At 58.4% G+C, this 14,346-nt stretch carries 12 protein-coding genes and 1 tRNA gene; 5 read left to right on the forward strand and 8 right to left on the reverse strand.

The window, feature by feature from the left end:
• Positions 1-92: 92 nt before the first annotated feature.
• Positions 93-2,315 carry a hybrid sensor histidine kinase/response regulator gene (locus ACROHD_RS11855; protein WP_432678097.1) on the reverse strand — a complete coding sequence of 741 codons (2,223 nt, stop codon included), beginning with the start codon at positions 2,313-2,315 and terminating at the stop codon, positions 93-95.
• 532 nt (positions 2,316-2,847) lie between these two features.
• Here ACROHD_RS11855 and galE point away from each other — a divergent pair.
• Positions 2,848-3,834 carry a UDP-glucose 4-epimerase GalE gene (galE, locus tag ACROHD_RS11860; protein WP_432678098.1) on the forward strand — a complete coding sequence of 329 codons (987 nt, stop codon included), beginning with the start codon at positions 2,848-2,850 and terminating at the stop codon, positions 3,832-3,834.
• Here galE and ACROHD_RS11865 read toward each other — a convergent pair.
• The gene (locus tag ACROHD_RS11865) at positions 3,831-4,343 is read right to left on the reverse strand and encodes a putative pterin-binding protein (RefSeq protein WP_432678099.1); all 513 of its coding nucleotides are present in this window, start codon (positions 4,341-4,343) and stop codon (positions 3,831-3,833) included. The genes galE and ACROHD_RS11865 overlap by 4 nt on opposite strands.
• Before the next feature lie 527 nt (positions 4,344-4,870).
• Between ACROHD_RS11865 and ACROHD_RS11870 the strand changes: the two genes are divergently transcribed.
• On the forward strand, positions 4,871-5,914 hold the full coding sequence (locus ACROHD_RS11870) for a methyltransferase domain-containing protein (RefSeq protein ID WP_432678100.1): 1,044 nt from the start codon (positions 4,871-4,873) through the stop codon (positions 5,912-5,914).
• Between the two features lie 433 nt (positions 5,915-6,347).
• Here ACROHD_RS11870 and ACROHD_RS11875 read toward each other — a convergent pair.
• From ACROHD_RS11875 to ACROHD_RS11890, 4 genes are all read right to left on the reverse strand, one after another.
• Positions 6,348-6,432: transfer RNA gene (locus ACROHD_RS11875), tRNA-Leu, on the reverse strand.
• Positions 6,433-6,581: 149 nt separating this feature from the next.
• A complete protein-coding gene (locus tag ACROHD_RS11880; protein WP_432678101.1) occupies positions 6,582-7,847 on the reverse strand; it encodes a vWA domain-containing protein in 1,266 nt (421 codons plus the stop codon).
• A gap of 70 nt (positions 7,848-7,917) precedes the next feature.
• On the reverse strand, positions 7,918-8,400 hold the full coding sequence (locus ACROHD_RS11885) for a peptidase S1 (protein WP_432678102.1): 483 nt from the start codon (positions 8,398-8,400) through the stop codon (positions 7,918-7,920).
• 139 nt (positions 8,401-8,539) lie between these two features.
• Positions 8,540-9,436, reverse strand: a complete 897-nt coding sequence (locus ACROHD_RS11890; protein WP_432678171.1) for an AAA family ATPase — start codon at positions 9,434-9,436, stop codon at positions 8,540-8,542.
• 300 nt (positions 9,437-9,736) lie between these two features.
• On the opposite strand from ACROHD_RS11890, the gene ACROHD_RS11895 reads away from it, so the two are divergent.
• Positions 9,737-10,672, forward strand: coding sequence for a phosphoadenosine phosphosulfate reductase (locus ACROHD_RS11895; RefSeq protein WP_432678103.1), 936 nt, complete (start codon positions 9,737-9,739; stop codon positions 10,670-10,672).
• Between the two features lie 59 nt (positions 10,673-10,731).
• On the opposite strand, the gene ACROHD_RS11900 is transcribed toward ACROHD_RS11895, so the two are convergent.
• Together ACROHD_RS11900 and ACROHD_RS11905 are read right to left on the reverse strand one after the other, a co-directional pair.
• Positions 10,732-11,442 (reverse strand): hypothetical protein, encoded by a 711-nt coding sequence (locus ACROHD_RS11900; RefSeq protein WP_432678104.1) that lies wholly within the window; start codon positions 11,440-11,442, stop codon positions 10,732-10,734.
• Between the two features lie 239 nt (positions 11,443-11,681).
• Positions 11,682-11,978 (reverse strand): hypothetical protein, encoded by a 297-nt coding sequence (locus ACROHD_RS11905; RefSeq protein ID WP_432678105.1) that lies wholly within the window; start codon positions 11,976-11,978, stop codon positions 11,682-11,684.
• A 413-nt stretch (positions 11,979-12,391) separates the two neighbouring features.
• Here ACROHD_RS11905 and pyrC point away from each other — a divergent pair, with 413 nt between their 5' ends.
• Positions 12,392-13,435, forward strand: a complete 1,044-nt coding sequence (pyrC, locus tag ACROHD_RS11910) for a dihydroorotase (protein WP_432678106.1) — start codon at positions 12,392-12,394, stop codon at positions 13,433-13,435.
• A 45-nt stretch (positions 13,436-13,480) separates the two neighbouring features.
• A complete protein-coding gene (locus ACROHD_RS11915; protein ID WP_432678108.1) occupies positions 13,481-14,155 on the forward strand; it encodes an orotate phosphoribosyltransferase in 675 nt (224 codons plus the stop codon).
• The last annotated feature ends 191 nt before the right edge of the window (positions 14,156-14,346 follow it).

Here is a 14,346-nt window from a genome sequence, read left to right on the forward strand (position 1 = left end):
GGGATTTCCTGGACCCACCCCAAACCGATCAACACCCGCGCCCTCCAGCCATAAAGGAGGGCGCGGTTTTTTGTTGGCAGCAGTCCGACAGGCTACCCTGTCACATGGTGGTTCTGGAACAGCTGCTTGGCTTCGGAAAGCATGACGCCCAGGGCCTCTTTTTCACCCGGTTCGCCCTCCAGTTCCGAAACTGCGAGCTCCAGTGTCACGAAGGCATCTTGAAGATCACTGAGACCACTCACCGCCGCCAAACCCGCCGCCAGATGAGCCGTGTCTGTCACCTCCTGCATGGAGCCGTTCCCGTCAATGAGGTCCGAAAGCCGGTCCAGAAGAGTCGCCAATTCCGCAATTGCAGAAGAAATGACCCCGGGCGTCACCACGCCCCCCTGCGATTGATCTGAGCCAGCCGCCTCGACCAGCTGACCGGGAAACAGACGATTGAATAGCGCGATCAGGGCCGCGCGCGTCAAGGGTTTGACCAGAACGTCATTCATTCCGGCCTCGTGGAAGCGCTCTATCTCTGATGGCAGGGCATGTGCGGTCAACGCAACGATGGGAACGGAGGCATTGGGGCCGTCACTGCCCCGAATGGCCTGGGTCGCCGCGATCCCGTCCTGTCGGGGCATACTGATATCCATCAGAATGAGCGCAAATGGCGTCGCGGCGGCCAAAGTCTGAGCCTCGATCCCGTCGGATGCCTGTACCGTCTTGCAGCCGAGATCCACCAGCAATTCCCTTACAATCAACCGGTTGATGTCGTTATCTTCGACGATCAGAACCGTTATGCTGTCCTTCAAACGCATCGGACGGGGCTGATCATCCGGCTCGGCCGCTACCCCTGCCTCGGGTGGCTCCATGTCCGCGTCTGAAGCTGGCGGAAGAGGGATGGAAAACCAAAATTCAGATCCCTGACCGGGCGCACTGCGCACGCCGATGCTGCCCCCCATTGCGCCGACCAGCCGACGCGCAATACCAAGACCAAGTCCGGTTCCCTCGACCTCTCGGGAATAGCGGGTATCGAGCGTCACGAAGTCATCGAAAATACGCGGTTGGTCCTCGGACGGGATGCCGATGCCAGTATCCGCCACGCAGAACTCGATCATGTCGCTGTCAGACTGTCTCTGGGCTGACAGGGTAATCTGACCATCGCGCGTGAACTTGATGGCATTCGCCACAAGGTTCACGATCACATGAAGGGCACGGGTTCTGTCTCCGACCACCTGGCCCAGATCATCCTCAATCCGAACATGCAGCTGGTTGCCCCGCGCCTCTGCCTGCATCGACTGACTGTCCGCAACATCCTGCAAAAGCGTTGCTGGATCAAAGGCTTCCGGGCGAAGTACGGTCTTGCCCGCATCATCGAGGGAAATGTCTAGCACAGAGTTGACGTGGTGCAGCAACATCTGTCCGGACCGGCCCATGATATCGACGAACCCTGTCTGACGTTGGGAAAGGTCGGTGCCTGAGAGCAGCTCCAACCCTCCGAGGATACCATTGAGAGGCGTGCGCATCTCGTGGCTCATGACAGCCAGAAACTCTGCCTTCGCCTTCTCTCCCGCCAACGCCTTGTCTCGGGCATTGACCAACTCTCGCTCGGCGGCGAGACGATCCGAGATGTCCCGGACGAAGGCGACGAAGATTTCTCCCTCTTCGCTTTCTGCGGTGTTGACTGACAGCTCTACCGGAAACACCCGACCCAGCCGGTCCCTTGCCTCCATTTGCACCAGCCCCTTCCCCAGAAGCCGTCGCTGCCCGCCTCGCAAATGGGCATCCATACCCGCTTGATGGGCTGCTTTCAGGTGATCCGGGATGATCAGATCAGCCATTTGCGCGCCAAGCGCCTCTTCGCGGGAATAGCCAAAGATCCGCTCGACCGCCCTGTTGCAATCCAGAATGGTGCCGTCGCGGTCTACCACCAGCACGCCATCAGACGACGTGCTGACGATCGTGCGAAGTCGTCCTCGGGCCCGTGCAATCTCGGCGGTTCTGCGGCGCCCCACCAAAAGAGACCAGACCAGAGCAACCACAGCGGTGGTCAGGACCATGACAAGCGACAGAACCAGAACAGCCAGATCTCGCAAAGCATCTGCAACCCGTTCCCGTTGTCGTTCAGAGAGGGTAGCAAACACTTGCAACGATTCCAGCGTGACGAACCGAAGATCCTGCCGCATTTCATCTATCTGATCGGCAAGTTCATCAAGACCCGCCCTCAGATCCGCATCTGGCCCATCAATTAAGGGAAGCGCCGTGTCGAGCTGAAGGACAATCTGGTCCACGGTCGAAGCCACTTCGGATTCCGCCCTGACCTGTTCCATCAGCCGAGAAAGCTGCAACGTTCGCATTCGCGAATAGAACACATCAAACCGTCGGCGGACATTCTGCAAGGCGGTCTCAGTATGGGCGTGCTGAGCATTGTGGACAGCAGCACTCAACGTCAAAAGCTCTACTTCCGACTGTGCAATGCTCCACTGAGAGCTTTCGGCATTTGCCGTGGCAAGGGCGTCAAGTTCACTTCGCGCATCCGCACTCAGCAACCAGATTCCCACTAGGCACGCGCTGATCAACGCTAGGACAATTGCGCCCCCAACCAGGTTGCTGTTTTGTCTGAGGGGCTTGTTCACTTTGTGTCTCTGGGGTGAAGGGCGGTCAGGGGCATAGGGTGACTTTCGGTCAAAGATATCCCGAGTGTAGGCGGCATACCCTTTGAACAAAACCTGTGCGATTGGACATCGACGGCACGTGCACACAAAAAACTACGCAGTATGATTGCCCGGGGCACTGGCATGATCGCCTGAAGATGTTATCAAATAAACGCAAAACCGATTGTTTCACCAATGAGGTAGTTCCTTGTCACAAACCGTAATCGTGTCCGGCGGCGCTGGCTATATCGGATCCCATGCCTGCAAAGCCCTGAATGCCGCTGGATTCATTCCTGTAGTGTTCGACAACCTGTCAACCGGCTGGCGGGACGCGGTCCAGTTCGGGCCCTTCGAAGAAGGCGATCTTCTGGACCGGTCCAGGCTGGACGAGGTCTTTGCCAAACATAATCCCGCCGCCGTCATGCATTTTGCCGCTCTGAGCCAGGTTGGTGACTCCATGAAGGATCCCGGCCGCTATTGGCGCGAGAACGTGGTTGGAGCGCTGAACCTGATCGAGGCAACCGTTGCCGCGGAATGCCGTCATTTCGTGTTCTCCTCGACCTGTGCCACCTATGGCGAACAGGACGCCGTAACGCTCACCGAAGATTCACCGCAAATACCGATCAACGCCTATGGCGGGTCCAAACTCGCGATAGAAGGCATGTTGCGGGATTTCTCGGCCAGATATGACCTGGACAGCGTGATCTTCCGGTACTTCAACGTTGCGGGTGCCGATCCGGACGCCGAACTGGGCGAGTTTCATCAGCCCGAAACCCATCTGATCCCACTCATGCTGGATGCGATTGAAGGAAAGCGCCCCGCCCTGACGATATTTGGAACGGACTATCCCACTCCAGATGGAACCTGCATCCGCGACTATGTGCACGTCATGGATCTGGTGGATGCCCATGTGCTTGGGTTGAAATGGCTTCAGGCCGACAAGGGTTCGCGGGTGTTCAATCTCGGCACCGGATCAGGCTTTTCGGTGCGTGATGTGGTCGAAGCAAGTCGCGCCGTTACCAATCGCGAAGTGCCGATGACACTTGGCGAACGGCGGCCGGGCGACTGCTCCAAACTGGTGTCGGGAAGCGCCCGCGCAATCGAGGAGCTCGGCTGGGAACCCAAACGCTCCACCCTGAACCAGATGATCGCGGATGCCTGGCGCTGGCATCAGGGCAAAGGTTTTGCCCGTTAGGGATCTTGAATAACGATGCGTTCAAGTTGCCAGATGCTACGCGAATAGATGATCTCGGACTGATATTCGGGATTGTCGTCATAGGGGTAGACCAGCCACAGCGGGCCTTGGTCGCGCAAGGACATCGGCTGGCCATTGCGCAAAAAGGCAATGATCGGGCCGCCTTCGACTGCGTCGCTCAGAGGAATTTCAACGGCGTAGTCATTGGCTGCAATGGCCTGCAGTACGCCAGCGTCCACCTCAAGGGCTTGCACGAAATCAATCAGCGGCGTGCCGGTGAATTCCTGCTCCCCTTCGGTCCAGATCGTCGAAGTTGTGAAGGTTTCTGTTGCGATGGCTTCCAGATCCGCGCGGGTAAAGCTAATTTCGGTTTCGGGCCCTGTGACGCTGAGCAAGACGGCGTCATGCCCGTCGGCCCAGGCCTGCCCCCCCAACTGCACCAGCACAAATGTCGTCATGACCGCCAGCAAGCGGCAGACAAATGACCAACAGGGGTGCACTACGTTCATTCCATCCTCCACTTTTGGCGAACCCTACCGATCCCAAATCAAGCAATAAAGCTTCGATACGGGCAAGCAGATCAGTTTTCACCTGTCCAACCGGATATAGACCTATACGATAGAATAGGTCTCTGGTGCCGATGCTTCGAAACACCCGAGCAACGGCTTTGAGCCAGTTGCGCAAACGCTATCACAGGTTAGGATCCCAAACTGGATTAGACCAGGATGAGCAGTCGCGGATCTGCCCAAGATCACACTCCGTCATGCCTGGGTAGGCTAAACTGAACAGGAGACGTCCTTTCTCAAGATAGCCCTAGGCAGGTTCAAACCTTGGACAGCACGCGTAATGGCTTTGGCCCCACGCCAAGTCGTTCGCCTGAAGGACGGCAATAGCGCGTCAGCATTTCCTCAGAACATCTGCCGGGCCTTGCAGTTTTGGCGAAGGTAGGTAGCTCGAAAAACGCATGGCCAGGCCTCGCTTGCACCAACAAAACACCTCGTATAATAGTTAAGAACTCAACCTTGAAAGATTAAAGATGAGCCGGAAAGAATATCTTCTTAAATATGCAAAGACTTCCGGACGCGGAATGGAAGTGGCACCCTATTTTAACCCCACATTAAAAAAGTCTGATGGATTTGACATACTAACCCTAGACGTCTTTAATTCTCAAGAGCTGCGCGAAAGGGCCACTCAAGACGAAAACATTGACGCCGCGAGCGTTTTGGAAATAGAGGATGTCGATCTTGTCGGTGACGCGTCTCGGCTTGGCGAGATCATCAAGGAACAAGGATTGGAAGGACAGTTTGATTATGTCATTTCGTCTCACAATTTTGAACATCTTCCGAATCCGATTCTCTTTCTCCAAGGTGTGAGCGTTGCACTTAAACCCGGCGGAATACTGTCAATGGCGCTGCCAGACTGCAGGGCATGTTTCGATCATTACCGCATGCCCACGCGGCTTGTTGATTGGTTGCGTGCGTATCATGAAGAACACAAGCAGCCGACGCCGGAAACGATCTTCGACTCTTCCGTGAATTTCGCGAACTATATGCGCGGTGGTGTCGAAAAACTGGGCATGCACGTAGGTAAAGACTCTCTCAATAACTTCCGGCCGACCGAAAGGGTTCGCGCCTCTTATGCCGCTTATCTGGAAAATCGCGCAACCCCCGGCCCCTACCAAGACAGTCATTGTAGCGTTTTCTTTGCTGAAAGCCTGGAGCTAATGCTTCTCGATTTACGCCACTTGGGCCTGATTGATCTGAATACTATTGAAACAATTCCAACCAATGGTTTGGAGTTTTACATCCACTTGAGAAAATCAGATAACGTAAATGAAGAACAGATTGATGATTCCGAATTTTATATTCGACGCGCTGCGCTTATGAACCTAGTAGTCGAAAACCTCGGAAACCCAGGAATTCGCAATATTCAGGGAAATTCAGGGAAAGCAATCCTAGCGCGATCATTTAGAAAAGTAGAGTCCGGAGCACGGATGCTAAACTCCAAGATTCTTGGCAATGAACGCGCGAAGAAGATAGATCAATGGTGGAGAAGTAAAAGGAAGAGAAGGTCAAATTAGTTTTCCTATCTGCATCAAATCTCCTTACAGTCAGATTTGAAGACTAATTTTCGAATGAACCCGGCCCAATTCAAGAGGTGCGCATTCCCAACTGCTGTAAGAAAAGAAGGTTATTTTAATCACCTACTACCCAAATCTTGTGAAAATACCGTCGCACCACGCGGAAAGCTAACCCTTTTGCGAAGACTGGAATCTACAAGCAATTGACTGGCTCCGGAGCGGGGAACCTCCAACGGCCGTTCTAATGGTTCGCTTGATGTTGCTCTTGCAACCGTCACCCTAGAGCACCAGGACAACCGCCACAGACGGGCGGCAAGAATTTGGAAACGAAATCAGGAGTTCAGTGTGTTCCGGGCTGAACGGCCAAAACCCGGCGCGACCTGACAAACCAGCACGCTGGCATGGAGCAAAGGTCAGAGCTGGATCAAGAATATGGTACCCGTGGCCGGACTCGAACCGGCAAGCCTTGCGGCGGCGGATTTTGAATCCGCTGCGTCTACCAATTCCGCCACACGGGCAACGCAAGATGCGGTCTAACCGCGCCCCGTGGCAGCGTCAACGGGTAGAATGCGCTTTGCTGTCCATTCTTCGCGGGCCGACAGGCCGGCCCCAGTTCCATAGCATAGCGTGTGTATTCAGGCCTGTGGCCTCGTGGCCTTTCCATCGGTCAGCCCGAACCGGACAGCATCCGCATCAGCCGTGCCTTTTCGCCCATGTCATCGGGCCGGGACAACGCTTCGGCCAACCCTTGCAACGCAGCGATGTTGTGGCCTGCTCGAAAGCTGTCAACATGGGGCAGCATCGCCTTGATCCCCGCCGCCTTGGGCGCGAACCCGTCCCATCTGAGCAGAGGGTTGAGCCAGATGAGCTTGCGCGAGGACAGGTGTAGCCGCTCCATCTGGGCGGCCAGCGCATCGGGGTCGTCTCGATCCAGCCCGTCGGTGATCAAAAGCACCACGGCCCCCTGCCCCAAAACCCGGCGTGACCAGTCGCGGTTAAACGCAGTCAGGCACTGGCCGATCCGTGTGCCGCCCTCCCAATCCTGCGCCTCTGCCCCGGCAGCAGCCAGCGCCGCGTCCACGTCGCGAGCGCCCATATGTCGGGTGATATTGGTCAGCCGCGTGCCAAAGGTGAAGGCATGGACCTTCGCCCATCCCTGCCCTTTCCGGTTCGCCACAGCGTGCAGGAAATGCAGCACTGCCCGGCTGTAAGAGGACATGGAGCCCGAAATATCGCAAAGCACCACAAGATTGGGCCAACGGATGCGCCGCGCCTTCATCTCGAACCCGGTGATCTCGCCGCCCTGCCGCATGGCGCTGCGCATCGTGCGCCGCCAATCGGGCAGCCTTCCATGCGTTGCGGCCATGGTGCGACGGCTTTGCAGGGGCTTCACCGGCAAGGACATCCCCGCGATGATCCGGTTTGCCTCGGCCATTTCGGCATTGCTCATCTGTTCGAAATCGAGCGTGCGGAGACGTTCCTCATGGGACATGGTCAAGGTCGCATCAACCTCGATCTCCGTCCCCTCTTCCCGTTGCCCGGCCCCTTCGGGCAGATCGCGTGCCACCCCGTCCAGCAACGCCTCTGCCGCCCGTTTCTCGGCCGGTTTCACCTGCCGTTCCTCGGCCACACCACGGATCGCGGGCAGCATCATCGCCATCATGTGCTCGATATACCGCGGATCGCGCCAGTAGAGCCGGAAGACCTGGTCAAAGGTCGCCCTTTCCTCTGGACGGCTTACGAAACAGGCTTGCAGCACATGGTAAAAATCGGCGCGTTCACCAAACCCCGCCGCCTCTACCGCGCGCACTGCGTCCAAAACGCGCCCGGGCCCGGCCTTTAGGCCGCCCGCCCGAAGCGCACGGGCGAAATGGGTGATATTGGCAGTGAGCTGCGGATTGTCCGGCAGCTCCAGCGGTAATTGTTCAGCCATGGGCCCTCAAGACAGGGGCCCCGGTCGCGATGCCGAGGCCCCGTTTCCTTTCACCAATCCACCGACCGGATCAGTAGTTGTATTCCGTCACGATCAGAACCGCGGGGTTGTTGGAACTGCGGTTATAGCTGCCCGCCCAGATATCATACTGGCCCGACATCGGGTTGAAGAAGACGATGGCGGGGTCGTAGCCACGGTAGTCGTCATTGTAGTGCCAGGATCCGTCGGGCGCATTCACCACCAGGATCGGATCGACATTGGACCGGGCCTGAATGGCGATGGTCAGCCGACCGGTTGGGGACTGACCATAGTATTGCAGGCGGAAGTCAGGCCGCGACACGACCCAGCCCGGACCCAGATAGGGATAGCAATTGGCCAGATTCACCCGCCCGCCAGCGGTGATGTTGCGCACATAGGGATCAGGCAGGAAGCCGGCATTCAGGTAGTGCTGGCCGAAAACGGTGGGATTGTTCCAGTTTGGACAGGCCAGCGTCTGGCTGGCGCCCAGAACGCCCGCGATCAGCGTCGCTAGCGTAAAAAATCGTCTTATCATGGCAATTGCTCCTCGCTTTCAAACGATCCAGGAACATGCCGGGCCGTCCCCCGGCGTCCCTGCTGCGACTAGATTATCAGAAAAAAGCCTGCGAGTCCCTGCATTTGCGCATATCAGGTGAACCGTGTGACCCGTTTGGTCAGGCCAGAACCTCTGCCTGCACCTCGTCCAGCAGTCGCTTGGCCTCTGATCCTCTCAACTTCTGAATGTCGTCCTGATACTTCAGGATCGCTCCGATTGTATCGGCAATGACCTCGGGCGACAGTTCCAGCACGTCGAGCGCCAGCAGGCATTTGGCCCAATCGATGGTTTCCGCCACGCCGGGGCGCTTGAACAGATCCTCGGTGCGCAGTTTCTGGACGAACCCAACCACCTCGCGGCTCAGCTTCTCGGCGGCCTCCGGCGCGCGGGCGTGCAGGATTTCCATCTCACGGTCGAAGGTGGGATAATCGACCCAGTGATACAGACAGCGGCGCTTTAGCGCGTCATGGACTTCGCGGGTGCGGTTCGAGGTCAGGATGACAATCGGCGGTTCGGGGGCCTTGATCGTGCCCAGTTCCGGGATCGTGACCTGAAAATCCGACAGCGCCTCCAGCAGGAAGGCTTCGAACGGTTCATCGGTGCGGTCGATCTCGTCGATCAGCAAAACCGGCGCGCCGCCATCCTGCGGGCGCATGGCCTGTAGCAGCGGGCGTTCGATCAGGAAATCTTCTGTAAAGAGCTCGGTTCTCAGCACGTCGCGATCTGCCCCACCGGCGGCCTCGGCGGCGCGGATGGCGATCATTTGTTCGGCAAAGTTCCATTCATACACGGCGCTAGAAGCATCGAGCCCTTCGTAGCATTGCAGACGGATCAGGCGCCGCCCGAGGCTGGCCGCGATGGCCTTTGCGATCTCGGTTTTGCCGGTGCCGGCCTCACCCTCAAGAAACAGGGGCCGCCCCAGTCGCAGGGACAAGAACAGCACGGTCGCCAACGCACGACCGCACACATAGTTCTGTTCGGCAAGCGCGCTCTGAACCTCGTCGATGGACTGCATGACCTCTCCCTCTTTGTTGACCATCAAGGCCCGGCCTTGGGGTCCGGGTCAAGGCCTGGCCCTCGAATCTCCACCTGACGCGTGATGGCCAGATCGTCGCCATAGCGGTGAACAGGGATTTAACTTTGCGCGTTCAGAGATCAATGCGCAGGCTGCCTTCGCCATTGTTGCCCCTCCCCAAACAAGCCGCCCAAATGGCGTCAGAAACCTCATGGTAATTTCCCGCCGAGCCCATAGCGACGCCTTACTCTCCGGCCAGGTTTGCATTAAGTTAAACAGTGCCGACGTAGTGAGACCCCCATGAACGACATGCAAATGCCCACGCAAGGTGACCGCCCGACACATTCCGACTGGTTGGCCAGGATGGACCAGATCGGAAACATGCACGGGTTTTTTGACCGGGTCGGCGCCCATCACCGGGCGCTGTACGTGCAAGAGAGCGATACGCTGCTTGTCACCTTCGACGAGGTCGGGCGGGTCATGAAACAGGGTCGCGATGCGCTGCCAATCGGGTTCGATGCCGTCAGCAAGCGGGAATGGTCCTATCTCAGCCTGATGGCCGAGGGCGATACCTGGTTCCGCGATGCTGCGCTTTATCGGTTCTTCGACAGGCTTGTTCAGGAAGGCTTTTTCAAAAGCTTCGACAAGGTGCTGTTCCTTGGTGCGGGCCCAATGTGCGGCTACGCGGCCGCCGCCTTTTCCGCCGCATCCCCCGGCGCAACGGTTGTGGCGCTGTCCCCCGCCGCCACCCTGAACCGGGAAGCCGCCCCATATGAGCTGCGCTTTCGCAAGGCGTGGCGCAAGGATTTCACCAGCCACTATGGCTTTGCCCCGGTGATGCTGGAAACGGCGCAAAGCGCCTTTATCGTCTATGATCCACTAGAATTGCTGGATGCCGCCCATGCGGCGCAATTTCGGGGCGACAACATCACCCGGATTCGCTTTCGCGGGGCGGGTCGAAACCTGCTGCGGCTATTGGAACCGAATTCCACTTTCGACCGGTTCATGAAGGCCGTCGGCAACGGGCGCATGTCCCCGCTTTGCTTTGCGCAGATTACCCGTCAGTTGCGGCAGACCAACCCAGACTACCTTAAAGGTTTGCTCAAACGGGCCGAAGAACGGGGCGGCACGACACTGCCCTATATCCTGGCCAAGCACGGGCTTGCGGCAACCGGCGACGTCGATTTCGCCCGCAGCATGTTGTCGATCGAGGCAGAACGCGCGGGCTCTGCCTGATCACGACGTCATCGCATCTGCCCCTCAGGGCAGACGCGACTGTCTGGCCTGCAACCGGCCTACTTGGATGGATCGGGTGATGGCGCAGGTGCCGGTGCGGGCGCTGGCGCTGGCGACGGGTTTCCGACGGCGGCACCGATCATCGCGCCGTTGCTATCAACCGTCGGCGGCTCGGTCGAGATAGCCACCGGCACATCGGGAACAAACGCTTCCCCTGCATCGGAGCCGCCATGATAGATGGCAAAGCCAAGGCTTGGCAGGTAGGTCAGCCGGTCAATATAGGCACCGCCGTCTGATCCTGTGGTGGTCACCCGAATGGGCCAGGTCGTGTAGTTGCACGCGCCGAGAGAAATCGAGCTTTCCGGCTCCATCAGCACATCCACCGTTTCCACATTCGTGGTCCCGTCATCATGACGGCGCACGGTGCTGCCTTGCCAGGTCAGACCAGGGAAAAGCGTCGGCAGGTTTTCCACCCCAATGGCGTAGCTGGTGACTTCGGACGTGTTACTGACCAGAGCACCATAGCTTGTGTCCCAGCTTTGCAGAACGAATGCGCCTGAAACGCTGTGGACACGGAACCCGGCCCCGTCCTCCAGATAGACCTCCTGCTCCAGGACCGATCCATCCGCCTGCCTGTCATAGCGCACGTAGAAATCGTTGAAGCTGACATAAACACCATCGCCCGTATCGGACATGGATTGTGGGCAATCGGCAATGGCTGCCGACCCGGCGCAAACTAGGGCCAGTGAAAAAAGGGATCTTTGGATCATGACGTGGACCTCCGAAATGTTTGGCGGCGAATGAATATCTGATCTGCCCCGGTTGACCGGAGTCTTGTGGCGCTTGGCTGAATGGCAGGTCTCAGCACTTAACTATATTTGACCGCAATATCCGTCTTGGCCAGCCCCTGTTGCGAAACAAAGGCCGGTCACTGTGTCAGAGGAACGCTTGTCGGCCTATCCCTTAGACGGCCAGCGACCAGAAAAGGTTCAAAGAAACGAAAGGTCTGTCAGTTGTCGTCGCGTGGACCTGGGCGGATATGCACCTCGGTCAGCGCTATGTAGAAGCGCTTGCCAAACAGCGCCAGGAAAGTTCCAACCAAGAGCGGGACGGTCATCGACACAGACAGCAACGAGGCCAGAAGACTCGCCATCAGCATCAGAAACAACAGGGTCACCATGTCATATTCGCTGCGCCCCTGCGGGATCTGGATGTCAAACACATCCTCGATCGCCTTTTGCACATGCGGCTTGGCAATGGGTTCGAGATAACCGGCCGCAAGACCGAGGAGAAAGCTCAGAAACATGAGACGGGCCCGTTTGCATAATTCACTTTGCACGGGCAGCATAAACAAGGCACCCACATGTTGCACTGCGGCATCATGCGTAACCTCACGGATCGGCAAGCTGTTGCCCAACCGGAACCGGCTGGCGCGTTTCCCTGGGTTTGCACGCTCTGCGCGAGAAATCCGCAAAGGCCAGCCTCATCCTGATCGACACGATCACCTGCTATGCCCCTACTGGTCCACGTAAATATTTGGGCGGTCGACAAGTGGCGCCAGGCGCCAAGCCTGCCGTCGCGGGTGCGGATGTCCGGCATCCCCAGTTCCATCATGATGCGGGGCCGCATGGGACCGGGTGATAGCCGGGGCATTGCAGCGGGGCGTTTTGTGATGCTTTCCCTTTGCATGGATCACCAATCCGGTGTAGCGCAAGCGCCATGACCGAAAGACTGACGATCCGCCGCCCCGATGACTGGCACCTGCACCTGCGCGATGGCGCGATGCTACGTGCTGTCCTGCCCGAAACTGCGCGCCATTTTGCCCGCGCAATCATCATGCCGAACCTGGTGCCGCCCGTCGTCACCGGGGCCGATGCGACGGCCTACCGCGACCGGATCATGGCCGCCTTGCCCGAGGGGATGCAGTTCACCCCCCTGATGACGCTCTACCTGACCGAGCAGACCGACCCCGACGATGTGGCCGCCGCCCATGCCTCGGGCCTGATCACCGCGGTCAAGCTCTACCCCGCTGGTGCCACCACGAATTCCCAGTCGGGTGTGCGCAATCTCGACCACGTGCGCCCAGTCCTTGAACGCATGGCCGAGATTGGCCTGCCGCTCTGTATCCACGGCGAAGTCACCGATCCGGCAACCGATATCTTCGACCGCGAGGAAGCGTTCCTGAACGGTGTTCTGCGCCCGCTGACGCAGGAAATCCCCGATCTCAAGATCACGCTTGAACACATCACCACGCACCACGGCATCCGCTTCGTGCGCGAGGCTGAGGGCGACGTGGCCGGAACGATCACCACGCACCACCTGATGATCAACCGCAACCACATGCTGGCGGGCGGCATCCGGCCCCATTACTACTGCCTGCCGATCGTCAAACGCGCTTCGCATCAACGTGCCCTGATCGCGGCGGCCACCTCGGGCGATCCACGCTTCTTCCTAGGCACGGACAGTGCGCCGCATCTCGACCACGCCAAGATCTCTGAATGCGGGTGCGCGGGCGTTTTTTCGGCGCCCAATACGATGTCCTGCCTCGCGCAGCTGTTCGAGGAATACGAGGCGCTCGACAAGCTCGAAGCCTTTACATCGCTGAATGGTCCCGCGCGCTACGGCCTGCCGGTCAACGAGGAAACGATCACTCTCGAAAAGCGCGACACGCCCTGCAACTATCCGGCGAAATACCACACCCCCGACGGCACCCTCACCCTCTTCGACCCGACCGTGCCGCTCTACTGGCATGTGCTGGACTGACCCTGTCTGACACTGGTTCCAAATATCAAAAAAAGTAGGCAAGCCATGATCCCTTCCACCTACCCCGATCAGGCCACAATCGCACAGCTGACCGCCCGAATGCTGTTGGACATCAAGGCCGTTCATTTCAACGCTGAAACGCCGTTTGTGCATTCCAACGGCAAAGAGGCCCCAACCTATGTCGATTGCCGCAAGCTGATCAGCTACCCGCGTATCCGGTCGACGCTGATGGATTTCCTGACCTGCACGGTCTTCCGCAACGCGGGGCTGGAAGCGTTTGACAATATCGCCGGTGGGGAAACGGCAGGCATTCCCTTCGCGGCCTTTGTGGCTGAACGCATGGCGCTGCCGATGACCTACGTGCGTAAAAAGCCAAAGGGCTATGGCCGTGACGCGCAGATCGAAGGCCAGATGACAGAAGGCGAGCGTGTGCTGCTGATCGAGGATCTTACCACCGATGGCGGCTCGAAGCTGAAATTCGTCGATGCGATCCGGAAGACAGGCGCCACCTGCGGTCACACGGCGGTGATTTTCTATTACGGCATCTTCGAAGAGACGATCCCGAACCTGCGCGCCCATGGGGTGGAACTGCACTACCTGTGTACCTGGTGGGACGTTCTGGCCGAGGCGCGTCGCGCGGGCGACTTTGATGATGCGACGCTCGACTCGGTGGAAAGCTTCCTCAACGATCCGGAAGCCTGGCGCGCGGCCAGAGCCTAGCGCCAAGGCGTTTGCAAACGCCTTTTTGGAAGGGCCTTGCAAGGCCCTTTTTCACCGCAAGTGGCAAGCGGCGGTCTGTCCTGTCCGGGTGGTTTCCGGTGTGAGCCAAGCGTGTTCGACACGTTCTCCACACCCTATCCACAGGATATCCAGATTGCCCGCCCGCAGGCCGATTTGCTATGACACGAGCC

This window comes from Nioella aestuarii (assembly GCF_050896395.1).
GTDB lineage: Bacteria > Pseudomonadota > Alphaproteobacteria > Rhodobacterales > Rhodobacteraceae > Nioella > Nioella aestuarii.

Excerpts from the sequence above, each read along its gene's own strand:
- ACROHD_RS11855 (WP_432678097.1), bottom strand. The coding sequence starts at position 2,315 with ATGGAACAGGTCAGGGCGGAATCCGAAGTGGCTTCGACCGTGGACCAG.
- ACROHD_RS11865 (WP_432678099.1), bottom strand. The coding sequence starts at position 4,343 with ATGAACGTAGTGCACCCCTGTTGGTCATTTGTCTGCCGCTTGCTGGCG.
- ACROHD_RS11870 (WP_432678100.1), top strand. The coding sequence starts at position 4,871 with ATGAGCCGGAAAGAATATCTTCTTAAATATGCAAAGACTTCCGGACGC.
- ACROHD_RS11880 (WP_432678101.1), bottom strand. The coding sequence starts at position 7,847 with ATGGCTGAACAATTACCGCTGGAGCTGCCGGACAATCCGCAGCTCACT.
- ACROHD_RS11885 (WP_432678102.1), bottom strand. The coding sequence starts at position 8,400 with ATGATAAGACGATTTTTTACGCTAGCGACGCTGATCGCGGGCGTTCTG.
- ACROHD_RS11890 (WP_432678171.1), bottom strand. The coding sequence starts at position 9,436 with ATGCAGTCCATCGACGAGGTTCAGAGCGCGCTTGCCGAACAGAACTAT.
- ACROHD_RS11895 (WP_432678103.1), top strand. The coding sequence starts at position 9,737 with ATGAACGACATGCAAATGCCCACGCAAGGTGACCGCCCGACACATTCC.
- ACROHD_RS11900 (WP_432678104.1), bottom strand. The coding sequence starts at position 11,442 with ATGATCCAAAGATCCCTTTTTTCACTGGCCCTAGTTTGCGCCGGGTCG.
- ACROHD_RS11905 (WP_432678105.1), bottom strand. The coding sequence starts at position 11,978 with ATGTTTCTGAGCTTTCTCCTCGGTCTTGCGGCCGGTTATCTCGAACCC.
- pyrC (WP_432678106.1), top strand. The coding sequence starts at position 12,392 with ATGACCGAAAGACTGACGATCCGCCGCCCCGATGACTGGCACCTGCAC.
- ACROHD_RS11915 (WP_432678108.1), top strand. The coding sequence starts at position 13,481 with ATGATCCCTTCCACCTACCCCGATCAGGCCACAATCGCACAGCTGACC.